Genomic DNA, 20,624 nt, shown 5'->3' with positions numbered 1-20,624 from the left:
TTGGAAGGAGGTGCTGTCGTGAAAAGAATTGCTGTTGTGGAAGATGAAGTCTATATGCGGGAAGAACTCTGCAATATGCTCCAAAAGGACGGGTATCTTGCGGAGGCAATCACCGAGTTTGAAGATGCCGCTCGGCTCCTGGCAGCCCTCCGTCCTGACCTTGTGATCTTAGACCTGAATTTGCCGGAGATCAGTGGCTTTCAAATCTGCCAGGAACTAAAGAATAAAACCGCTATCCCCGTCCTGGTGCTGACTTCCAGAGATCAGGTAAAGGATGAACTGCAAGCGTTCCACTTGGGTGCCGATGAATATTTGACGAAGCCGTGCAGAAAAGACCGGCTTCTTGCCAGGGTATCCAATATTCTCAAAAGGTATGAAGGCCGTACCAATCTCATAGAGGGACCAGATTTCCTGTTAGACCAGCAGACCTACACGCTTTATATTCATAATACCTCTGTCGTGCTTCCAAAAAATCAGGGAAAACTGTTGGTTGCTCTTTTGTCCGGCGGCGATGCTCTGGTCACGACGGAGCAACTTTGCATAGCACTATGGGGAACCACGGAATACATAGACGAAAATGCCTTGCAGGTTAATCTGACCAGGCTGAAAAAGACGATGTCCGGTCTTGAGATGAAGCAGCGAATCGTTGCGGTTCGTGGGATGGGCTATCGTCTGGAAACGGGGGTGGCTCCATGAAGCAGCTTTGGCGCATAACAGAGCGATACTACCCCTGGCTATTGTTGCTGTTGGGCGTGGATTGCTTTTGTGCTATCATTCTTTGGATTTCTGACATTCAGGCATTTCAACCCTTGATTGGGTTAGTAGTTCTGACAAGCCTCCTTTTGTTTTCAGCGATTCTGTTTGTACTAAACAAGCGGGAGACTACCCGCCGAGAACTGTTCCGGGATTTCCTCAGTGATCCTACCATCTGCAACGAGGAACGGCTGCTCAGTGCCATCAGCCGGGAAGAAGGAGAATCTATCCGGCTTCTGGCATCAGTTTTACAGGAACACAAAACTGAGAGTAACAGTATGGCAGATGCCCTACAGGACTATGAAGAATATGTGGAGGGCTGGGCACATGAAGCGAAAACGCCCCTATCGTTGCTGACCATGCTCTTGGATAACCGGAACGATGAAATCTCTCCTTCCCTGCAAGCAAAGCTGGATTATGTCCGCAGTCAGCTTCAGGAGGATGTCACGCAGATGCTGTACTATGCCCGGTTGAAGAGCAGTACAAAGGATTACCGATTTGAGGATGTCAATTTGAATGACTGCTTGGGTGAAGTTCTGGAGGACTATGCCCCACTTCTTGAAGAGAAGCAGTTTGTCATTCTCAACAAACTGCAATCTGAAACAGTCTATACAGACCGTAGAGGACTTCAGTTTATGTTGGGACAAATCGTTAGCAATGCCATCAAATATAGCAGCGATAGTCCCATGCTTACAATTTCCGTGATACATTCGGAGACCGCAGATATCCTTTCTGTTGAAGATAACGGCATTGGCGTAAAAAAATATAATCTGCCGTACATTTTTCAAAAGGGCTTTACCGGGGATTCTACTGACAGCAGAAAGAAGGCTACCGGTATGGGACTTTACCTGGTTAAGAAGATGGCCGACGATCTAAATCTTCATCTGGAAGCAGCTTCCCAGTGGGGAAAGGGCTTCAAGATTGTCATCTTCTTTCCTAAATTGAGATCCAACGGAGGGAAATAATATAAACAGAAAAACGCCCGCAGGATTTTCTCCTGCGGGCAGCGTGTTGTCAGCTATCCCAAGGCTTGTATTCTGTTACAGTTTTCAAATAGGTTTCGGGATCGCCGTTCAAGATAAGGTCTGCATACTCCAAAGGAGCGTTGTAGATCAAATAATCCAGCTCTGACCGCTGATACATATTGTCAGCAATCTCGTTCTCAACGACGATAGTGTCAATCGCAATCATACTGCCGTCGCTGAATTTCACTTCCACACAGCAATTATCCATATTGTAGGCACAAGATATTAAGGTTTTCATGGTATGTCCTCCATAATTCGTAATATAAAGCGAAAATCCCGTCTGACTTCCTGTTAGAAATCAGACGGGATTTGTCCGTATGCACCCCGGAAACCGTCAGCTAACAGTTGATAAGTAAATTAGTTCCTTATCACTGTTAAGCCAAGGTTTTCCGGGGTTTTTGACCACTTTTGAAAAAGTTTAGCGCTTGCTGAACTGGGGAGCGCGACGAGCGGCTTTGAGGCCGTACTTCTTGCGCTCCTTCATACGAGGATCGCGCGTGAGGAAGCCGGCCTTCTTCAGGACCGTGCGGTACTCGGGGTTGACCAGCAGCAGGGCGCGGGCCACGCCGTGACGCAGAGCGCCGGCCTGACCGGACACGCCGCCGCCCTCGACGGTGGCAACGATGTCGACCTTGCCGAGCTCCTCGGTAGCGGCGAGGGGCTGACGGACGACCATCTTCAGGGTCTCGAGACCGAAATACTCGTCGATGTCGCGGCCGTTGATGGTGATAGCGCCGGTGCCGTTCTGGAAGAGGCGAACGCGGGCGACGGAGGACTTTCTACGGCCGGTGCCGTACAGATAAGGCTTCTTGGACTGATACATTCTTCTCTTCCTCCTTAGACTTCGTAGGCTTCGGGCTTCTGAGCCTGCTGCTCGTGGGTGTCACCAGCGTAGATGTGCAGGCGCTTCAGGGAGTCCTTGGTCACGGTGTTGCGGGGCATCATGCCGCGCACGGCCACGCGCATCGCAAGCTCAGGCTTCTCCTGCATGAGGATACGATACTTGGTCTCCTTCAGGCCGCCGACCCAGCCAGAGTGCGTACGATAGTACTTCTGCTCCATCTTGTTGCCGGTGAGGATGGCCTTGGAAGCGTTGATGATGATGACGTTGTCGCCGCAGTCGGCGTGCGGGGTGTAGGTGACTTTGCGCTTGCCGCGGAGCAGATCAGCCGCAGCAACGGCGGTCTTGCCCATGGGCTTGCCGGCAGCATCGATGACGTACCACTTACGCTCGATGTTGCCCTTGTTCGCCATAAAAGTGGACATGGTGTGTTTCCTCCATATTGATCTATGAATGAAAGCTTGTGCTTTACATTTTTATTGTCCCTTGGTAAAATCGGAACGAGTTTATTTATAGCATTTGGGCGCGAGAATGTCAACACCATTTTAATTTAGCGCAAGCAATGCTCGTAAATTCTCTCGTTTTCTTTGATTATCTCTCAATTTCTCAAATCACAAAATTGCAATTCTTTTATTTTTCGCAAGGAGCTGTACCTATGCAGGAAATCTTGGGCCTCGTGCGCCGCTGCGTTACGGACTACGACATGATCCAGGAGGGCGAGACGGTCGCCGTCGGCGTCTCCGGCGGCAAGGACTCGCTCGTCACGCTCACCGCGCTCGCGCGCCTTTCCAAATTCTACCAGAAGCCGTTCAAGGTCGCGGCCATCACGGTCGAAACGGGTGTGCCGGGCATGAGCTTTGATGCCGTGGCCGACTATTGCGCGGCGCTCGGTGTCGAGTACATCCGCGTGAACGTGCCGATCTACGAGATCGTGTTTTTGGAGCGCAAGGAGAAAAATCCCTGCTCGCTGTGCGCCAAGCTCCGCCGCGGTGCGCTTTCGACCGCGATGAACGAGCACGGCATCAAAACGATCGCGCTCGGCCACCACTACGACGACGCGGTCGAAACACTTTTGATGAATCTTCTCTTTGAGGGCCGCATCGGCTGCTTCCAGCCCGTGACATACCTGAGCCGCTCGGACGTGACGCAGATCCGCCCGCTGCTCTATGTGAAGGAGCAGCAGGTGCGCAATGTCGCGGCAAAGCTCGATCTTCCCATCGTGCACAATCCCTGCCCTGCCAACGGTGAAACGCGCCGTCAGGAGGTCAAAGATCTCATCGAGTCGCTCACCGAGCGCTACCCAGACCTCAAGCAGAAGCTCTTTGGCGCGATGCAGCGGTATCCGCTGTACGGCTGGGATACAAAAAATTCGGAAAAGTGACGTTGTCACTTTTCCGAGAATATTTCACTGCGCTTTGTGCCTCGGTTGGCCGCTGAAAGAGGCCAATTCGACACACGCTTCGCGCAAAGTGTTTTCTGCCACGCGCATGTCGCGGCAGAAAACGATTAAAATCTTTTCGTGCCTATGGGCACGAAACTTTACGAGGCTTTTGTCCTATGTACATTAAATAAACACCAGCCTCAGCAAGATCAGCAGTGCGAGGCCCGGCACGCCGAGGACGGCGATGACGAGAGCGTTGAAAAGATTCAGCCCCAGCGAAAGCTTGGCGAGCACGCCGAGCGCGCTTAGAATGCCGAGCAGCGCAAAGCCGAGCAGCGTGTTGACGAGCAGCTTGCCCGCGAGCTTCAACGGTGCGGCGAACAGCCTGAGCACCGCGAGCAGCGCAAACACGGCAAACAGGACAAGCAGTATTTTTTCCGTTATCCCCATTTTGCGACCCCCTCGCTGCACGTTTTGTACACGGCTTCGCCGCTGCGCTCCTTGATCTGGCGCAGCAGGTAGTCATAGCGTGAGAGCTCGGCGTTGATCTCATACACGCAGGCGTCGACGAGCTCCGGCGCGCAGACCGCGTTGAAGCGCGCGTACGCCTGCGACAGCGCGACACGCGTGTCGCTCAGCTCGCTGAACAAGTCCTGCATGGATGCATCGCGCGCGACGTCACAGCGCAGCAAATTGACCTTTCGCATGTTTTCGCCCTCCCATACCTCTGCAATTTCAGTGTATGGAAAGTGTGGACAAATATTCCTCTTTTCAAACAAGGAGCCAAGTATGGAGCATGAAGATTATATGCGCGAGGCGCTGTCTCTCGCGCGCGAGGCCGCACAGGAGGGCGAGGTGCCCGTCGGCTGTGTCATCGTCAAAGACGGCGAGATCATCGGCCGAGGCCGCAACCGGCGTGAGGAACTGCAGCGCACCTCCTCGCACGCAGAGATGGAAGCCATCGCACAGGCAAATGAACGTCTGCGCTCCTGGCGGCTCGACGGCTGCACGCTCTACGTGACGCTCGAGCCCTGCCCGATGTGCGCGGGCGCGATCGTCAACGCGCGCATCCCGCGCGTCTACTATGGCGCGCGCGACGAGACGATGGGCGCCTGCGGCGGCGTGCTGAACCTCTTTATGGAGCGCTTTCCCTTCCGCCCCGCGCTCGTGGGCGGCATTCTGAAAGACGAATGCCGCGCCGTGCTGGCCGATTTTTTCCGCACGCTGCGTTCGTAAAGTGATTTCGCTTTCGTGCGTCATTTGGCCGGCTGCGTTCGGCGGTTACTGCGTCATTACTGCGTCCGAAATATAGACAGTTTCATACAGTCTCGCACAGTAACATGCAGACCGTAAACGACTGCGGTGCAAGGATTTCCCTTGATTTACAAGGGTTTCCGGATTTTCTTTCTATTTAACACTTTTGTAACACTTTCCCTCGAACTTTGTTAACATGCGTCCTTTATCTTAATCCTTGCAAGAGACAATAGCTTCTTTTCATCCAATCTTCCATCTTATAAGAAAAGGGACGCCGTGAGGCGTCCTTTTTCGTTATATTCTGATGTAGGATGGCGTCACGGATCGAAGTCCGCCGCCGCGCCGATACCGAGCGCGATGCACGCGCCGCCGGCGTAGAAGAGGATCTCGGCAAGCGTCGGGCGCGCGGCCAAGGCCGCCGCGCAGAGGATGACGCTCATCGTGCTCGCGGGCATCAGCAGCCGCGGCGCGCCGCCGCGGAAAGCAAAGGCCGCAAATTCGAGCAGCAGCACCGTCAGCGCCGCGAGCGCCAGCGTTTCGACATAGTAATGACGCAGAATCGGGTCCGCCGCGTGCTCGCGGTAGAAGAGGATCAGCGCAAGCACCATCGCGCACACAGGCACGAGCAGCGCAACGCCTGGGAACTCCGCCTTGCGGCGCAGCGCGGTCGTAGCGTACAGCAGGCATGCCGCTCCCACCGCCAGAAAGACGGACAGGATCATCGTGACCGTCGTACGCAGCGAAAACACCAGCGAGCACACCGCCGAACCGATGAGGGCAAAGCCGCCGAGCACCATCAGCATGACCGCAAGCGTCGAGCGGTCAAAGGCGAAGTAGAGGTCCATGCTGCCGCACAGCTCGCGCTGGGCGGGATAGCGCCGCGCCATAATGACCGCGATGACCGCCGCAACGATGAGCACCGCGGGCAGCGCCATGGTGTTTAAGTCCATCGGAACGGGAAGTCCGTCCGCGTCAAAGCCGACTGCCAGCAGGCGGAGGCGTGCCAGCGCCGCTGCCGCAGAAAAAAGCACCAGCAAAAGCCAATGAAGAATTTTCACAAAACCGAACCCTTTCTTTTTCCGGAATACGACGCGCACAGCGCCGGAAAACATCTATTTATTGATGATAGCACACTCATCCCCGTTTGTCCATGAATCATTTTGCGGACAAGTCGGTCATACACTGATAAAAACACTGTCACTTAAGCATCGCGGCCGTGGGCCGCAGGGAGGAACACGCCTTGAAACAGCTTCTTCGCATCACGATATTATTGATTGGCCTCATCTGGATCCTCGCCTGGGCGGCGGCAGGCCGCTTTGACGATACACCGAGCGCGCAAGACGGCTCGGAATCTCCCCTGCCGAGCGGCGAGATCACCGCCCCCGGCGAGCGAGACAGCGCAAAAACGCTGCGCGTCCAAATTCAGGGCGAGGTCCAGGAGATGGACATGGGCACATACCTTCTCGGCGTGCTGCGCGCGGAAATGCCCGCCTCGTTTGAGGAGGAGGCGCTCAAGGCACAGGCCATCGCCGCGCGCACCTACACGCTCTATCGCATCCGCGGCGGCGGCAGCGCGAACCACCTTGACGCCGACACCTGCGACGATCACACCTGCTGCAAGGCGTACATAAATGCCGAACAGGCCGCAGCCAACTGGGGCAGCATGGCCGTCTACTATGAGGAAAAGCTCGCCCGTGCCGTGAGCGAGACGGACGGCGAGGTCATCTTGTACGACGGCGCGCCCATCCTCGCCGTGTTCTTCTCGTCCGCCGACGGCAGCACGCAGGGCGCGGGCGACGTGTGGATGAACGATCTGCCGTATCTCCAAAAGGTCGATAGCCCCGAGACGGAAGAGCTCGTACCGAACTACTACTCGGTCGCGACGTTCACAGCGGCGGAATTCAAATCCCTCGTCCTCGCCGCCAAGCCGGACGCCGACCTTTCCGGCAGCCCAGAGCACTGGATCAAGGATATCGTGCGAAATGACTCGGACTATGTCGCCTCCGTCACGGTCGGCGGCGTCAAGCTGCGCGGCAATGACCTGCGCACGATTCTCTCGCTACGCTCGCCGTCGTTCACCGTGGAATGCAAGGACAATGCCTTTACCTTCCACGTCACAGGCTACGGCCACGGTGTCGGCATGAGCCAGTACGGTGCAAATATCCTCGCCAAGCAGGGCCTTTCCGCCGAGGAAATCGTGCAGCACTATTTTTCGAACACCACCGTCGGCTATTATGACGGCTGAGGCATCGCGGATATTGCAAAGCGGCGGAAAAATTGCTATAATATTAAGATAAAATACGCAAGGAGGCGGGAGAAATGAAGAGCAAGCGTTTTTTGTGTCTGCTGCTTGTATTGCTGATGGTCTTCTCCCTCACCCCCAGCGAAACGAGGGCCGAGACGACTGTCTATTTCACCGCCGTCAACGACCAACTTTTGCCCGATCTGAGCAATGAGACGATGCCGTTCTGGTCGGGTGGGCGGCTGTATGTCCCCTCCACGGTCATCACCGGCACGGACTTGGGCCTTTTCTACTCCCGCAGCCGCGACAAGAGCACCGCCGTCGTCTACCGGCAGGGCAGCGCACTGACATTCAACTTCGCCGCTGGCACCGTTGCCGACCAGAATGACCGCCAGTACAGCGGTCCTGCCATCGTGCGCAGCGACGTTGTGTTCCTGCCGCTCGACCTTTTGACGCAGTTTTTCTCGCTCGATTATAGCTACACGCGCGTGACCTACGGCTATCTCGTCCGCGTCAAAAGTGATACGGTCGTGCTTTCCGACGCGAAGTTCATCGACGCCGCGGCTATGTCCATGGAGCAGCGCTACAACGAATATATGAAGACGCACAGCGAGTCGAACGATCCCGGCAACACACCGGATCAGAACACCGACGGCGACCGCGACCTTGTCTGTCTCGCGCTGCGTGTGACGGACGAAGAGAGCGCAAACGCCCTGCTCGACACGCTCGCAAGCAACAACGCGACGGCGACATTTCTCTTCTCGGAAGAGCAGCTTTCCTCGCTCGGCGATCTGCTGCGCCGTGTCGTCATCAGCGGCAACGCCGCTGCGCTGCGCATCGACGCTTCCGGCGGCAGCGCGCGCACTCTCAGCGCGATCGAGCGCGCAAACAACGCGCTATGGGCCGCGTGCAACGAAAAAGCGCGGCTCGTCGCGCTCTACGGCGCGTCGGACAAGACGCTGCGCGCCGTGCGCGCCGCGGGCTACTGCCCCATTGACTTTGACCTGGATTACAGCGGCGGTCTTCCCACCGCGGCGCAGGCCGCCAGCAGCATCGCGCGTCAGGCCCGCTCCGGCGGGTGCATCGCCTATCTCGGCGCTGACACCGCCGTGCAGGCAGATTGGAGCACGCTGCTCTCTCGCCTTCGCTCGTCCTCGCGCCTCATCACGGCGCTCAACGAGCTCGCGGTCATAAACGACGCGTGACGGTTTTACAAATTGTTCAGGAAAAGCGCACTATTTCGCGTATAATAAACAATAACACAGAAGAAAGACACACGCTTGCGTGAAGGAGGAAACCAGCATGGCACGCAATATTCTTGTCGTGGAGGACGACAATAATATTTCCAACCTCATTAAGATGTATCTCGACAAAGAGGGCTTCGACGTCCGCATCGCCGCCGACGGCGGCAAGGCCGTGGAGGAATTCAAGGAAAAAGAGCCCGACCTCGTGCTGCTCGACGTGATGCTCCCCGTGCTCGACGGCTGGGGCGTGTGCGCCAAGATCCGCGAGACGTCCAAGTGCCCGATCATCATGCTCACCGCCAAGGGCGAGGTCAACGACCGCATCCACGGCCTTGAGATGGGCGCGGACGACTATGTCGTCAAGCCCTTTGAGATGAAGGAGCTGCTCGCGCGCATCAACGCCGTGCTGCGCCGCAGCGAGATCCCCGAGGACACGCACAAGCGCCTCACGTTCGACAAGCTCATCATCGACCTCGACTCCTACGAGCTCATCGTCGACGGCAAGAAGATCGACACGCCGCCCAAAGAGCTGGAGCTTCTCTATCACCTCGCCGCCACGCCGAACCGCGTCTACACGCGCAACCAGCTCCTTGACGAGGTGTGGGGCTTCGACTACTTCGGCGACTCGCGCACGGTGGACGTGCATGTCAAGAGGCTCCGTGAAAAGGTCGAAAACGTCAGCGACCAGTGGGCGCTCAAGACTGTCTGGGGCGTCGGATATAAATTTGAAGTGAAGTAATTCAGTATGCCGGAAGAAAGCAAAGAGAAAACACAGAAAAAGCGCTGGACGCTCAAAAAGGTCAAGACCCGCTGCCGCACGATCTACTGGCAGAATTTTCTGCTTACGGCGAGCGTCGTCATGCTGACGCTGGCGCTGCTCGGCAGCGCGTTCTTCGCGCTGACGTATTCCTACGCCATCGATGAGCGCAGCGAGCAGATGCAGAGCAAGGCGACGGTCGTGTCGCACATGGTGTCGTCCTACATGGAAAATGGCTCGCTCACAGGGCTGTGTGAGCTGGCAGACTTTGCTTCGAACGTGACGGATGCAGAATTTCTCATCTGCAACTCGGACGGCAACCTGCTGCTGACGACCGATACAACTCTCGTCAACCGCGTGCTGACCGTGCCGCAGGACGTGGCCGAGGGCGCGATGAGCGATGACACCTACGCCGTGCGCACCACACTCGGCGACATCTATGAGGACACGCACTTCGTCGTCGGCGTGCCGATCGTGAGCGAGGGCGCAACCGTCGGCTTTGTGCTGGCGGTGACCGGCGCGCGGGCGCTGACGACGATGTGGCGCACGTTTATTGGATTGTTTTTCATGACGGCGGTGACGGTGCTGCTGCTTTCGTTTGTCGTGAGCGCGTGGGTCAGCATGCGCCAGTCGCGCCCCATCCACGAGATGGCGGAGGCGACGCGCCGCTTCGCCGAGGGCAACTTCGACGTGCGCATGCACAATTACGAGGGCGTGACCGAGATCACAGAGCTGGCAGAATCTTTCAACAACATGGCGGACTCCTTGCAGGAGACCGAGCGCCAGCGCCGCGAATTCATCGCAAACGTCTCCCACGAATTGAAAACCCCGATGACGACCATCGCAGGCTACACCGACGGCATTCTGGACGGCACGATCCCGCCCGAGCAGGAAAAGGAGTACCTGCGCATCATCTCGGATGAGGCGCGGCGCCTGTCCCGCCTCGTGCGCCGCATGCTTGAGGTCTCGCAGCTCCAGTCGCGCGACTTGACGCGCACGAAGGCGCCGTTCGACGTGTGCGAGAGCATGCGCCGCGTGCTCATTTCGATGGAGAAGAAGATCACCGACCGCGGGCTCGACGTCGACGCCGACATTCCCGACAGCGGCATCATGGTGCTCGGCGACAACGATCTCATCACGCAGGTCATCTACAATCTGCTCGAAAACGCGACGAAATTTGCCCGCAAGGGTTCGGCGCTCTACCTCGGCGTGACGACGCTCAACGGCAAGGCGCTGATCTCGGTTCGCAACGAGGGCGACACCATCCCCGCCGAGGAGATCCCGCTGCTGTTCGAGCGCTTCCACAAGAGCGACAAATCCCGCTCCGAGGATAAGGACGGCGTGGGCCTCGGCCTCTACGTGGTCAAAACCATTCTGGACCAGCACAAGGAGCACATCGCCGTCACAAGCGAAAACGGCCTGACGACGTTCACCTTCAGCGTGACGCTCGCCGGCGGGCAGACCGCGCAGTAAAGTCCCCATCAGGAGAAGCAAACACTATGGATCACGAGAATCAGGATATTCCCCAGAGCGGGCAGGGCAATGAGCCGCGCGAGGTCGTGCTGCGCTATGAAGCACCGGTCACGCCCATTGTGGAGCGCTACGTGCAGCCGACACCGCTGCCCGGACAGCCGAAGAAGCATACATCACCTCGCAAAAAGCGGAAAGGGCTTAAGATCTTCCTTTTCTGCATGCTCGGCCTTCTCCTCGTCAGCGGCGTCGTCACGGCGCTGTGGCTCGGCGGCGCGTTCGACGACCACCGGTCCTATCACGACGATGATTTCGAGCAGCACCATGACGAGGATTATTACGATAACAGTGAGCATGGCGAAACGACCATCAAGCGCCTGCCCAACACCGATCAGGTCAAGCTCCGCTACAACGAGAGCCACGGCGAGGCGCTGACGATCCAGGAAATTTACCAGAAAGTCAATCCCTCCACCGTCACGGTGCTCACGGGCAATCGCGACGGCAGCGCCATGGTCGGCACGGGCGTCATCTTCACCGAGGATGGCTTCATCCTCACGAACGCCCACGTCATCGCGGGCGGCTCGGAGTGCTACGTCGTGCTCGACACGGGTGAGGATTACCGTGCGTGCCTTCTGGGACTTGACGAAGAAAAGGACCTCGCTGTCATCAAGATTGCGGCCAGCGGCCTTCCCGCCGCGGAATTCGGCGACTCTGACGCGCTGACCATCGGCGATCCGGTGTTCGCCATCGGCAACCCGCTCGGCGTGGAGCTGCGCGGCACACTGACCGACGGCATCGTCTCCGCCATCAACCGCGACGTGTACGTCGACGGCGTGACGATGACGCTCATTCAGACGAACGCCGCGCTCAACAACGGCAACTCCGGCGGCCCGCTCATCAATGTGTACGGTCAGGTCGTCGGTATCAACACGATGAAGATGGGCTCGTCCTCCACCACGAGCGTGGAGGGCCTCGGCTTTGCCATTCCCATCGCCTCGACCGCCTATATGATCAATGACCTGATCGCCTACGGTGAGGTACACGGCGAGGTGATGATCGGCATTTCGGTGCAGACCGTTCCCGTCACGGCAGAAAATGGCGAGAGCGCGCTTCTCGTCATGGAGGTCACGCCCGGCGGCCCCGGTGAGGAAGCCGGCATCCAGAAGGGTGACCTTATCGTAGCGGCCGACGGCGAAGCGTTGACAAAGTCCACCGACCTTCTGCGTGTCCGCCGCCGCCATGAAGCAGGCGAAACGCTCAAGCTCTTAGTCGAGCGCGACGGCAAGCGCTTCACCGCAGACGTTGTTTTACGCGAAAGCGACACATGAGGATATCGACATGAAAAAAAAGCAATTTGCGCTTGGCTCGCTGCTCCTCGGCGCCGCCTCCTGGCTGTGCCTGTGGGGATTGCAGCACATTGAGCGCCGCATGAAAAAGAAACAGGAAAAGTAAAGAAAGCTGCTCTCAAAAGAGGGCAGCTTTCTTTACTTCCCACTTCACACACAGCTTTGGATGGAATTCACGCGAGCCTCCAGTTTGATCACATTTCTCACTGTGCGGACAATCGAATTGATTACTGCATGCAGATGTGGCAATCTTCCCAAGAATTCCCATACTTACTGTTCCGCCAGTCTTGATCACGTTTTTTGTAATTACGACATCTTTCCCTGCACTCGCACAAAAGTAATACTTGTCAGCCACTTTTCTTCTCTCCTTTCTATGAATTTATCAACTATAGCAGCGAATAAGCATCCAGCACTGATATAATTGCTGACTTATCTGAGCTCTTGACCGTCAAATCATAGTGATAATCATCACCTTGGAAGCGGACAATCGTTTCTTTAGAAGCAGCGATTGCCCTTAACATATTGATGTCCGTGCCGCTCGGGCTAATATCTACATATTCCCAAACATTACCGCTGCCGTTATCGCGTGACACCTCAAAATAATCAAAATCTTTCACATAATTCTGTCCGTCCACTGATACCGTAATTTTCTTAAAGAAAATCCAACTATCGCCAGTATAGTGGAACACCAGCCTCAGCCATGCATTCCCATAACTGTCCACTCCTATGTACGGCAACACATAGCTTCTGCTGTTTGCATAATAAGGATATGCTTGCGGCTTGTACCATGTAATGTTCTCTACTTTATCATAGTCCTTAATCGTTGTCACGCTGACCGGCTGTCGAAAATCTCTACGTCGCTCTGGGCAATTCATTTCCTTCGTTCCGTCATTGCAGCACACCGTATACTTTCCTCTTGTCTGCAAATCATTGATATAGCGACGGATAATTCCCTCAGTCACCTCCGTTACATTCTCAATCAGCATTTCTTCTCCACACCATCTTTCAAACAGATGAAGTGTCTGCTCATAGCTCTCCATTGTCTTTTCGCTGAGCTGTTTGCTTTGGCAATAGAGCATGTACTCGTCGATCTGCCAAATCATTTTGTTAGTAAACATAAAAAACTCCCCCAATTCATCCGGTTTTGTCACCCAATGAATTGAGGGAGTTAGTATCTTTAAGGCGAAAGATTTATAGCTTTTTCAAAGCGTTTTCATTGTATTTTGGCCTTGTTCATCGCTTTGAAAAATTTCTGACTACTCGGAAAAAACCTTGTACCGCCTATACTTCACCTCACCCCCTATAGATCTTCCGTTGTAAACGGATGCGGTCCGCGATCATGGCGATAAACTCGCTGTTGGTCGGCTTTCCTTTCGTGTTGGATACCGTGTAGCCAAAATAGCGCTGGAGCGTCTCAAGGTCGCCGCGGTCCCATGCGACCTCGATCGCATGGCGCACCGCGCGCTCGACGCGCGAGGGCGTGGTGCTGTAGCGGCGCGCGACCTCGGGATAGAGCACCTTTGTCACGGCGTTGATGACATCCATGTCCTGCACGGCGATGACGATGGCCTCGCGCACGTACTGATAGCCCTTGATGTGCGCGGGCACGCCGACCTCGTGGATCACAGCCGTGACCTCGCGCTCAAGCGCCTGCGACTCGTCCTCGCTCTCCTCACCCTCGTTGACCGCGCGGCGCATCTGGTCTAAAAGCGAGGTCAGCTCGCAGGGCTTGGGCATGAAGAACGATACGCCGCGGCTCATCGCCTGCGACACGATCTGATCGCGATAAAGAGCCGAGACGACAACTGTCTTCATCTGCACCTTGTCCTTCGCCGCCTGCTCGAGCACGCCAAAGCCGTCAAGTCCCGGCAGCAAAAGATCCATCACAAGAAGCTGCGGCTTTCGCTCCGCTATATCCTGCGCCGCAGCCAGTCCGTCGGCTGCGCATCCCACTACGTCGAACTCACCCGTTGCTTCCAATGCCTGTTTCAGTGCTGTGCGGAACTCCTCGTTTGCGTCCGCTAATACGACCGTGATCCTCTTGTCCATGTCATCCCGTCCTTTTCACACAAGTTTTCGCCGACCCAGCCGGCCAGCTTCAGCAGCAAAATGTGACGTCTTCGTTCTGCCATGGCTTTAAGCTAACATATTTGGACAGCGTTTTCAAGCGAGTTATGTCGAATCTAACCATCTTTTTCTAACTTTTTGCATGAAAATTTAGTTATTTTTACGCTATCTTAACACAATCTTTCTACTATATGGGTAGGTTATTCACTCGAAAGCCCCGCCGCAGAGAGCATATTTTCGATGAAAATACCATAACCTCTTGACGGATCATCCAGCAGGACGTGCGTGACCGCGCCAATGAACTTGCCATCCTGCAAAATCGCGCTGCCGCTCATTCCCTGCACCACGCCGCCGGTCTGCGCAAGAAGCTCCTCGTCCGTCACGTGCAGCAGCAAATTTCGCGTGCTGCCGCTCGGCGAGTAGATCTTTTCGATCTCGATGTCATACTCGCGCGTTTCATTGCCAGAAACGGTGGCCAGGATCGTCGCCTTGCCGGTCTTGACCTCGTCCTTTTTTGCGATCGGCAGCGCCGCGCCGGCGATCTTTGCTGCGTCCTCTGCCGAGAGCTTGCCGAAAATGCCGCATTCGGTGTTGGCGTAAAGCGTTCCGCTGTCGCGCGTCAGGTCAAAGTCGCCCTTGAGCTCGCCGGGCGAGGCACGCTCGCCTTTTTTCACCGCCTTGACCGAGGCGTCCATGATGCTGCCGTGGTCGAGCGGCAGGAGCTGCCCCGTGTCCACATCCGTGACCCCGTGGCCCAGCGCGCCGAACGTGCCGCTCTGCGGATCAAAGAAGGTCATCGTGCCGATACCCGCCATACTGTCGCGCACCCAGGCGCCGAGGCGGTACTCGCCGTCCTCATCTTTCTCCGGCTCTGCGCTCAGTTCGATCGTGCGGCTGCCGCGCTTGACGGTCAGCGCCGCGGCGTCCTCGCCGTTTTCTGCCAGAAGCTGACGGAATTCCTCAATGGTGTCCAGGCTCTGCCCGCCGATGGCCGTGATGACGTCGCCCTCCTTGAGTCCGCAGTCCTTCGCCGGACTTTCCCCATCGGAAAAGCCCACGACGAGCACGCCGTCGGAAAAGAGCTTCACGCCGACGGTCTGTCCGACGGGGATCAGCTCGCTGACCGTCCGGTCCGCCGCCTGCGCAGACGGCATTGCGATCGCAGCGGCAGCAAAAAATCCCAGCAGGATCGCCGCCGCTCGCTTCTTTGTGCGATGCGTTCCATCCATTCTCTCACCCCTTCAAAAAATACGGGCGGGCGGCGCACCCTGTGCGCGCAGGACGCTGCCGTCCGCCCAATGCCGGAAATTTTTTCTTTCTCATTTCTTTTTCTCTGTCCGGCGCATTTACTTTCTGCGCTTCGGGCAAAATTAAAAGGTGCAAAATTTTGATGCGCTGGCATCGCTTTTTGAAATGGCGCTGTAAATACGGACAAAAAAATTCCGCAGACCAAAGTCTGCGGAATTTTGGGAATTGTTTCCATTTAACGCTCGCGGTTGAAAATTTTGAAGATGTCGTCGAACGGATCGGGCTCATCTTCGTGCTTGGCCTCTTCCTCGGCCTTTTCCTTGTCGAAGTCGAGCGGCGCAAGACCAGCAGCGGCGCTCTCGCCGCTCTGCTCGGCAGGCTTCTTATCCTTGTTGAAGTCCAGCGCGCCGGGCGCCTTGTCAAAGCCCGTGGCGATGACGGTGACGCGGATCTCGTCGTCGAGCGTCTCGTCGAACGTCGCGCCGAAAATCGTGAGCGCGTCGGGATGCACAGCCTCCTGCACGAGGGACGCTGCCTGCTCGACCTCGTCGAGGCCGATGTCCATCGAGCCCGTGACGTTGATGAGCACTCCGTGCGCACCGTTGATGGAGGTCTCCAGCAGCGGGGACGAAATGGCCATGCGCGCGGCCTCCTCGGCCTTGTTCTTGCCGGCGGCGCGGCCGACGCCCATGTGGGCAAGGCCCGCGTCCTTCATGATGGCGGTCACATCGGCAAAGTCGAGGTTGATGAAGCCCGTGTCGCGGATCAGGTCGGAGATGCTCTGCACCGCCTGACGCAGTACGTCGTCCGCGATCTCGAATGCGTTGGCAAAGGTGATCTTCTGGTCGGTCGCATGCTTGAGGCGCTCGTTCGGGATGATGACGAGCGAGTCGACCTTGGTCTTGAGCTCTTCGATGCCCGCTTCCGCCTGCGTCATGCGGCGGCGGCCTTCAAAACCGAAGGGCTTCGTCACGACGCCGACGGTCAGGATGCCCGCCTCGCGCGCGATCTCGGCAACAATGGGCGCGCCGCCCGTGCCGGTGCCGCCGCCCATGCCGGCGGTGATGAAGACCATATCGGTGTCCTCGAGCGCCTTGGCGATCTGGTTGCGGCTCTCCTCGGCGCTCTTGCGGCCGACCTCGGGGTCGGAGCCCGCGCCCTGACCGTGCGTCAGCTTTTCGCCGATCTGGATTTTATAAGTGGCGGCAGACACGTTGAGCGCCTGCTTATCTGTGTTCACCGCGACAAAGTCGACGCCGCGCGCACCGGTGCGCACCATGCGGTTGACCACGTTGTTGCCGCCGCCGCCAACGCCGATGACCTTGATCTTAACTACGTTTTCAGGACCGGTCTCCAATCCGAATGCCATGTCGGTTCCTCCTGCAATCTGTTGTATGGGCAAGGCACTTGCCGCTGCAAGCGCCACAATATCAGGTATTTGCTATCTCAATTATTGTATTACGGTTTTCCCGCGGGGTCAATAGCAATCGGCAATTTCGGGGAAACTTTTTTACGTCAACTTCCGCCTTTATTCCGGGATGAAGTCAGCCCTGCCGTCGTTCATCAGGTTGATCGTGCCGGTCTGGTTGGCTTCAAGCTGCTCCACCACCGTGCGCACATTCCCGAGCTTGTAGGCAATGTCCGCATCCCAGGGCATTTTGACCGTAAATCGGTCCAAATAGGTAAAAGTGATGGCCGTGCCGTCGCTCAGGTCGATCTCGCCGATCATGGAGAGAAGCTGCTTATCCTCCGCTGTGCGCAGCAACGTGAGCAGGCGCTCGAATTTATAAGAATCCTCGTCCGCAAACGCCGCCATCGCGCCGACCGCGGGCTCGACGAGCGTGCAGCCGGTCACGCGCGCGCAGCCCTCGGGGATCTGCGCCGCGCGCTCCAGAATTTTGCCTTCGTCGCTCATGAGCCATGTGCCGTTTTCGCCCGTCAGCGCAGCGGAGGCCGAGCACTCCGTCACGGTCAGAATGAGCGCGTCGGGGTATTTGCGGTTGATGACAACGGTCTCCACATACGGAAGCGTGTCGAAAATGGATTGTTTGACCTTATATTTGTTCAGCAGCACAAGGTTCTGCTCCTTCTGCACGCCCGCAGCCTCGATGATCTGCTCCTCGGTATAGCGCTCGTTGCCCTCCACCACGATCATATCGATGCGGAAGAACATCGTCAGCGCGCCGAGAAACGCGGCGATCACGACCGCGAGGCACAAAAGTCTCAGTGGGAAAGAGGCTCTTCCCCGCCTGCGCCGTCTGTTTCTTCGCTTTGACGCCATAGTTTTCCTGCCTTTTTTCTTCGTTTGCTTATGTACCCGTCTCCCGCCGCACGTGCGCGCCCAGCGCGTAAAGGTCGCGCTCGATGCTCTCATAGCCGCGGTCGATGTGCTCGATGCGCGAAATGCGCGTGAGCCCGTCGGCCTGCAATCCCGCGATGACGAGCGCCGCCCCCGCGCGAAGGTCCGTGCACTTGACGCGCGCACCGTGCAGGTGCTCGCGTCCCGTGACGACGGCCACGCGCCCCGCGACGCGCACCTCAGCGCCCATGCGCGCCAGCTCGTCGACATGGCGGTAACGGTTTTCAAAAATATTCTCTACAAAAACGGTGCTGCCCGCGCTTTTCAAAAGCGCCGCCATCAGCACCGGCTGCGCGTCCGTCGGAAATCCCGGATAGGGCGCCGTGCGCACAGGGCGGATGGATCTGAGACTACCATCACTTTGGAGGAAAACATCGTCCTCCCCGCTTTTGACCGTGCAGCCCGCCTCGCTCAGCGCGCCGGACACAGTCGAAAGCGGTCGCGTGTCGACGCCGCGAAGGCGCACCTCTCCCCCACAGCAGGCCGCGGCGCAGAGATACGTCGCGCCCGCGATGCGGTCGGCGATGATACGGTATGTTCCGCCGTGCAGCGCGCGCTTTCCCTCGACTGTGATGATTGAACCGCCCGCGCCGCGGACGTTGCCGCCCATCGCGTTGATAAAGTTCTGTAAATCGACGATCTCCGGCTCGCGCGCGGCGTTGTAGATCGTCGTCACGCCGTCTGCGCCGCAGGCGCAGAGGAGCGCATTTTCCGTCGCGCCCACGCTCGGCATGGGTAAGTACACATCGCTCCCGAGAAGCGTTCCGCCGCGGCACTTGAGCTCGCCGCCCGTCTCCCTGATCTCTGCCCCCAAGGCGCTCAGGGCGCTTAAGTGCAGGTCAATGGGACGCGGCCCCAGCTCGCAGCCGCCGGGATAACAGATCGTCGCTTCCTTGCAGCGCGCCAGAATCGCGCCGAGAAAGATGACCGACGAGCGCATCTCTCGCATCAGTGCGTCGGGCACGACCGCGCGGTCCATGCGCGCTGTGTCCACCACGAGCGCACTGTCCTCCCAGTGCGTGCAGCAGCCCAAGTACCGCAGAATGGCAATGGACGCATCCACGTCCCGCAGCTTCGGACAATTTTCGATCACGCAGGTGTCCGCGCACAAAAGCGTCGCCGCCAAAATCGGCAGCACACTGTTTTTTGAGCCTTGTATCGTGAGTTCTCCGTACAGGCGCTCCCCGCCCTCTACCAACAGCTCACACATCATGTTCCCTCCCGCAAGCACATTACTTTTCCATCGTATGGCTTTTGCAGGAAATGGGTGACTGCCGGTTTTCGCAGGGCAATAGTTAGGCATTTTCAGTATAGCCATTTTGCCGCAGCGCGTCAACTTCTTTTTGCCTTGCTTTCCCGCCCGCTTTGTGGCAAAATGAGACTATTGTATTTCTCCCCGAAAGGAGTCTTTTTTCATGAAAAAAACGCTCAAAGTCGCGCTCTATATTCTGTTGGCGCTCGTTTTGATCGTGCTGGCTTACGTCATCTATGTCTTTGCCGCGTACTACCGCGTGGAGGACTGGCAGACGCTCAGCGTGGTGCACTGCGACGCCGCCTCTGCCGCACCGATGGAGGGCGCGCCGCAGACCGGCGTCACCTACCGCGTTTCGTCGGCCAACGTGGGCTTCGGCGCGTACAGCGACGATTACAGCTTCTTCATGGACGGCGGCAAGGAGAGCCGCGCCCGCAGCGGGCAGGCTGTCGACGAGAATATGCGCGGCGAGGTCTCGCTCGTCAAGGACCTCTCGCCCGACTTTGCGCTCTTTCAGGAGGTCGACATCGACGGCACGCGCAGCTGGCACATCGCAGAGGACGCTTATCTCAGTGATGTGATGGAAAACAGCGAATTCAACGAGGTCTTCGCGCAGAATTATGACAGTCCCTACCTCTTCTATCCTCTTATTAACCCCCACGGCGCGAACCAGTCCGGTATCGTGACGCTCTCACGTCACCCGATCTCTTCCGCCGTGCGCCGTTCGTTGCCGATCGAGACGAGCGTTATGAAGCTTGTCGACCTCGATCGCTGCTACTCCGTCAGCCGCGTCCCGATGGAAAACGGCAGGGAGCTGGTGCTCTATAACCTGCATCTTTCGGCCTACACATCCGACGGCACGATCGCGACCGAGCAGCTGCAAATGCTCTGCGCCGACATGCTGGTGGAATACGAAAACGGCAACTACTGCGTCGCGGGCGGCGACTTCAATAAGGACCTGCTCGGCAATTCTGCCGAGATCTTCGGTGTCGCGGGCGGCGAGAACGACACCTGGGCGCAGCCCATCCCCGAGGGGACGATCCCCGACGGGCTCTCCCTTGTCGTGCCGTTTGACCCCGAACACCCCGTCGCCACCTGCCGCACGGCCAACGAACCCTACAACGAGGAGACGACCTTCCGCGTCACGGTCGACGGCTTCCTCGTGTCCGACAATGTCGAGGTCGTCTCCGCCGATGTCGTCGACGCAGGCTACCGCTACTCCGACCACAATCCCATCTATATGGATTTCATTTTGAAGGCGGAATAAAGCGTCAAAAGTAAAGGAAGCGAGCCTTGAACTGCACCCCATTTGTTAGACAGTATGATATACTATCTAAGAAGTGGGGTGTTTTGCTATGCCAAAAGGAGTACCAAACAAACGATAT

At 57.3% G+C, this 20,624-nt stretch carries 24 protein-coding genes; 10 read left to right on the top strand and 14 right to left on the bottom strand.

Annotated features, from left to right (window positions below; all coding sequences use genetic code 11):
- Window positions 1-18: 18 nt before the first annotated feature.
- A complete protein-coding gene (locus NI20_RS0111300; RefSeq protein ID WP_033121503.1) occupies window positions 19-696 on the top strand; it encodes a response regulator transcription factor in 678 nt (225 codons plus the stop codon).
- On the top strand, window positions 693-1,718 hold the full coding sequence (locus NI20_RS0111295) for a HAMP domain-containing sensor histidine kinase (RefSeq protein WP_033121502.1): 1,026 nt from the start codon (window positions 693-695) through the stop codon (window positions 1,716-1,718). The genes NI20_RS0111300 and NI20_RS0111295 overlap by 4 nt, the downstream gene beginning before the upstream one ends.
- A 49-nt stretch (window positions 1,719-1,767) precedes the next feature.
- Here the strand turns inward: NI20_RS0111295 and NI20_RS0111290 are convergent, their stop codons facing one another.
- The 3 genes from NI20_RS0111290 to rplM all read right to left on the bottom strand — a co-directional run bounded on the left by NI20_RS0111290 (window position 1,768) and on the right by rplM (window position 3,044).
- Window positions 1,768-2,016 (bottom strand): DUF6061 family protein, encoded by a 249-nt coding sequence (locus tag NI20_RS0111290; RefSeq protein ID WP_033121501.1) that lies wholly within the window; start codon window positions 2,014-2,016, stop codon window positions 1,768-1,770.
- 180 nt (window positions 2,017-2,196) lie between these two features.
- Complete coding sequence (gene rpsI, locus NI20_RS0111285; RefSeq protein WP_033121500.1) at window positions 2,197-2,601, bottom strand: 30S ribosomal protein S9; 405 nt, start codon at window positions 2,599-2,601, stop codon at window positions 2,197-2,199.
- 14 nt (window positions 2,602-2,615) lie between these two features.
- The gene (gene rplM / locus NI20_RS0111280; RefSeq protein WP_033121499.1) at window positions 2,616-3,044 is read right to left on the bottom strand and encodes a 50S ribosomal protein L13; all 429 of its coding nucleotides are present in this window, start codon (window positions 3,042-3,044) and stop codon (window positions 2,616-2,618) included.
- A gap of 230 nt (window positions 3,045-3,274) precedes the next feature.
- On the opposite strand from rplM, the gene NI20_RS0111275 reads away from it, so the two are divergent.
- On the top strand, window positions 3,275-4,000 hold the full coding sequence (locus NI20_RS0111275; protein ID WP_033121498.1) for an ATP-binding protein: 726 nt from the start codon (window positions 3,275-3,277) through the stop codon (window positions 3,998-4,000).
- A 183-nt stretch (window positions 4,001-4,183) separates the two neighbouring features.
- Here NI20_RS0111275 and NI20_RS0111270 read toward each other — a convergent pair whose 3' ends face one another.
- Entirely contained in the window at window positions 4,184-4,450 is a 267-nt protein-coding gene (locus NI20_RS0111270) for a pro-sigmaK processing inhibitor BofA family protein (RefSeq protein ID WP_033121497.1), read from the bottom strand.
- Window positions 4,441-4,707, bottom strand: coding sequence for a DUF2508 family protein (locus tag NI20_RS0111265; protein WP_052084631.1), 267 nt, complete (start codon window positions 4,705-4,707; stop codon window positions 4,441-4,443). The genes NI20_RS0111270 and NI20_RS0111265 overlap by 10 nt, the downstream gene beginning before the upstream one ends.
- Window positions 4,708-4,789: 82 nt before the next feature.
- Between NI20_RS0111265 and NI20_RS0111260 the strand changes: the two genes are divergently transcribed.
- The gene (locus tag NI20_RS0111260) at window positions 4,790-5,236 is read left to right on the top strand and encodes a nucleoside deaminase (protein ID WP_033121496.1); all 447 of its coding nucleotides are present in this window, start codon (window positions 4,790-4,792) and stop codon (window positions 5,234-5,236) included.
- 335 nt (window positions 5,237-5,571) lie between these two features.
- Here the strand turns inward: NI20_RS0111260 and NI20_RS0111255 are convergent, their stop codons facing one another.
- A complete protein-coding gene (locus NI20_RS0111255; RefSeq protein ID WP_156108636.1) occupies window positions 5,572-6,312 on the bottom strand; it encodes a hypothetical protein in 741 nt (246 codons plus the stop codon).
- A 182-nt stretch (window positions 6,313-6,494) separates the two neighbouring features.
- Here NI20_RS0111255 and spoIID point away from each other — a divergent pair, with 182 nt between their 5' ends.
- The 5 genes from spoIID to NI20_RS14320 all read left to right on the top strand — a co-directional run bounded on the left by spoIID (window position 6,495) and on the right by NI20_RS14320 (window position 12,295).
- Window positions 6,495-7,499: a stage II sporulation protein D gene (gene spoIID, locus NI20_RS0111250; RefSeq protein ID WP_033121494.1), complete on the top strand. Its 1,005-nt coding sequence runs from the start codon at window positions 6,495-6,497 to the stop codon at window positions 7,497-7,499.
- 74 nt (window positions 7,500-7,573) lie between these two features.
- Window positions 7,574-8,701 (top strand): hypothetical protein, encoded by a 1,128-nt coding sequence (locus NI20_RS0111245; protein ID WP_033121493.1) that lies wholly within the window; start codon window positions 7,574-7,576, stop codon window positions 8,699-8,701.
- A gap of 97 nt (window positions 8,702-8,798) precedes the next feature.
- Window positions 8,799-9,479, top strand: coding sequence for a response regulator transcription factor (locus NI20_RS0111240; protein ID WP_033121492.1), 681 nt, complete (start codon window positions 8,799-8,801; stop codon window positions 9,477-9,479).
- 6 nt (window positions 9,480-9,485) lie between these two features.
- Complete coding sequence (locus tag NI20_RS0111235) at window positions 9,486-10,970, top strand: cell wall metabolism sensor histidine kinase WalK (RefSeq protein ID WP_052084629.1); 1,485 nt, start codon at window positions 9,486-9,488, stop codon at window positions 10,968-10,970.
- A gap of 26 nt (window positions 10,971-10,996) precedes the next feature.
- On the top strand, window positions 10,997-12,295 hold the full coding sequence (locus NI20_RS14320) for a S1C family serine protease (RefSeq protein ID WP_052084627.1): 1,299 nt from the start codon (window positions 10,997-10,999) through the stop codon (window positions 12,293-12,295).
- 136 nt (window positions 12,296-12,431) lie between these two features.
- On the opposite strand, the gene NI20_RS15205 is transcribed toward NI20_RS14320, so the two are convergent.
- From NI20_RS15205 to murA, 8 genes are all read right to left on the bottom strand, one after another.
- Window positions 12,432-12,668: a hypothetical protein gene (locus NI20_RS15205; protein ID WP_156108634.1), complete on the bottom strand. Its 237-nt coding sequence runs from the start codon at window positions 12,666-12,668 to the stop codon at window positions 12,432-12,434.
- Between the two features lie 31 nt (window positions 12,669-12,699).
- Window positions 12,700-13,431, bottom strand: coding sequence for a site-specific integrase (locus tag NI20_RS14315; RefSeq protein WP_052084625.1), 732 nt, complete (start codon window positions 13,429-13,431; stop codon window positions 12,700-12,702).
- A gap of 175 nt (window positions 13,432-13,606) precedes the next feature.
- On the bottom strand, window positions 13,607-14,362 hold the full coding sequence (spo0A, locus tag NI20_RS0111220; protein ID WP_033121491.1) for a sporulation transcription factor Spo0A: 756 nt from the start codon (window positions 14,360-14,362) through the stop codon (window positions 13,607-13,609).
- A 218-nt stretch (window positions 14,363-14,580) separates the two neighbouring features.
- Window positions 14,581-15,609, bottom strand: a complete 1,029-nt coding sequence (gene spoIVB / locus NI20_RS0111215; protein WP_033121490.1) for a SpoIVB peptidase — start codon at window positions 15,607-15,609, stop codon at window positions 14,581-14,583.
- Window positions 15,610-15,613: 4 nt separating this feature from the next.
- Entirely contained in the window at window positions 15,614-15,916 is a 303-nt protein-coding gene (locus NI20_RS15200; RefSeq protein ID WP_156108633.1) for a hypothetical protein, read from the bottom strand.
- Window positions 15,864-16,997, bottom strand: coding sequence for a cell division protein FtsZ (ftsZ, locus tag NI20_RS0111210; protein WP_033121489.1), 1,134 nt, complete (start codon window positions 16,995-16,997; stop codon window positions 15,864-15,866). Before ftsZ ends, NI20_RS15200 begins: the two co-directional genes overlap by 53 nt.
- Window positions 16,998-17,156: 159 nt before the next feature.
- On the bottom strand, window positions 17,157-17,846 hold the full coding sequence (locus NI20_RS0111205; protein ID WP_052084623.1) for a cell division protein FtsQ/DivIB: 690 nt from the start codon (window positions 17,844-17,846) through the stop codon (window positions 17,157-17,159).
- A 91-nt stretch (window positions 17,847-17,937) separates the two neighbouring features.
- On the bottom strand, window positions 17,938-19,200 hold the full coding sequence (gene murA, locus NI20_RS0111200; protein WP_369699415.1) for a UDP-N-acetylglucosamine 1-carboxyvinyltransferase: 1,263 nt from the start codon (window positions 19,198-19,200) through the stop codon (window positions 17,938-17,940).
- A 202-nt stretch (window positions 19,201-19,402) separates the two neighbouring features.
- Between murA and NI20_RS0111195 the strand changes: the two genes are divergently transcribed.
- Window positions 19,403-20,506, top strand: coding sequence for an endonuclease/exonuclease/phosphatase family protein (locus tag NI20_RS0111195; protein WP_033121486.1), 1,104 nt, complete (start codon window positions 19,403-19,405; stop codon window positions 20,504-20,506).
- Window positions 20,507-20,624 lie beyond the last annotated feature (118 nt).

Origin of the sequence: Oscillibacter sp. ER4 (assembly GCF_000765235.1) — a bacterium.
GTDB lineage: Bacteria > Bacillota > Clostridia > Oscillospirales > Oscillospiraceae > Hominicoprocola > Hominicoprocola fusiformis.
This window is presented reverse-complemented; position numbering and strand designations above follow the sequence as displayed.

What these genes read in the sequence shown, in the direction of transcription:
- NI20_RS0111295 (WP_033121502.1), top strand. Translation starts at nt 693, where the DNA reads ATGAAGCAGCTTTGGCGCATAACAGAGCGATACTACCCCTGGCTATTG.
- NI20_RS0111275 (WP_033121498.1), top strand. Translation starts at nt 3,275, where the DNA reads ATGCAGGAAATCTTGGGCCTCGTGCGCCGCTGCGTTACGGACTACGAC.
- NI20_RS0111195 (WP_033121486.1), top strand. Translation starts at nt 19,403, where the DNA reads ATGAAAAAAACGCTCAAAGTCGCGCTCTATATTCTGTTGGCGCTCGTT.
- NI20_RS0111265 (WP_052084631.1), bottom strand. Translation starts at nt 4,707, where the DNA reads ATGCGAAAGGTCAATTTGCTGCGCTGTGACGTCGCGCGCGATGCATCC.
- NI20_RS0111260 (WP_033121496.1), top strand. Translation starts at nt 4,790, where the DNA reads ATGGAGCATGAAGATTATATGCGCGAGGCGCTGTCTCTCGCGCGCGAG.
- murA (WP_369699415.1), bottom strand. Translation starts at nt 19,200, where the DNA reads ATGATGTGTGAGCTGTTGGTAGAGGGCGGGGAGCGCCTGTACGGAGAA.
- spoIVB (WP_033121490.1), bottom strand. Translation starts at nt 15,609, where the DNA reads ATGGATGGAACGCATCGCACAAAGAAGCGAGCGGCGGCGATCCTGCTG.
- rplM (WP_033121499.1), bottom strand. Translation starts at nt 3,044, where the DNA reads ATGTCCACTTTTATGGCGAACAAGGGCAACATCGAGCGTAAGTGGTAC.
- ftsZ (WP_033121489.1), bottom strand. Translation starts at nt 16,997, where the DNA reads ATGGCATTCGGATTGGAGACCGGTCCTGAAAACGTAGTTAAGATCAAG.
- NI20_RS14315 (WP_052084625.1), bottom strand. Translation starts at nt 13,431, where the DNA reads ATGTTTACTAACAAAATGATTTGGCAGATCGACGAGTACATGCTCTAT.
- NI20_RS0111235 (WP_052084629.1), top strand. Translation starts at nt 9,486, where the DNA reads ATGCCGGAAGAAAGCAAAGAGAAAACACAGAAAAAGCGCTGGACGCTC.
- NI20_RS0111240 (WP_033121492.1), top strand. Translation starts at nt 8,799, where the DNA reads ATGGCACGCAATATTCTTGTCGTGGAGGACGACAATAATATTTCCAAC.
- spo0A (WP_033121491.1), bottom strand. Translation starts at nt 14,362, where the DNA reads ATGGACAAGAGGATCACGGTCGTATTAGCGGACGCAAACGAGGAGTTC.
- NI20_RS15200 (WP_156108633.1), bottom strand. Translation starts at nt 15,916, where the DNA reads ATGAGCCCGATCCGTTCGACGACATCTTCAAAATTTTCAACCGCGAGC.
- rpsI (WP_033121500.1), bottom strand. Translation starts at nt 2,601, where the DNA reads ATGTATCAGTCCAAGAAGCCTTATCTGTACGGCACCGGCCGTAGAAAG.
- NI20_RS14320 (WP_052084627.1), top strand. Translation starts at nt 10,997, where the DNA reads ATGGATCACGAGAATCAGGATATTCCCCAGAGCGGGCAGGGCAATGAG.
- NI20_RS0111270 (WP_033121497.1), bottom strand. Translation starts at nt 4,450, where the DNA reads ATGGGGATAACGGAAAAAATACTGCTTGTCCTGTTTGCCGTGTTTGCG.
- NI20_RS0111290 (WP_033121501.1), bottom strand. Translation starts at nt 2,016, where the DNA reads ATGAAAACCTTAATATCTTGTGCCTACAATATGGATAATTGCTGTGTG.
- NI20_RS0111245 (WP_033121493.1), top strand. Translation starts at nt 7,574, where the DNA reads ATGAAGAGCAAGCGTTTTTTGTGTCTGCTGCTTGTATTGCTGATGGTC.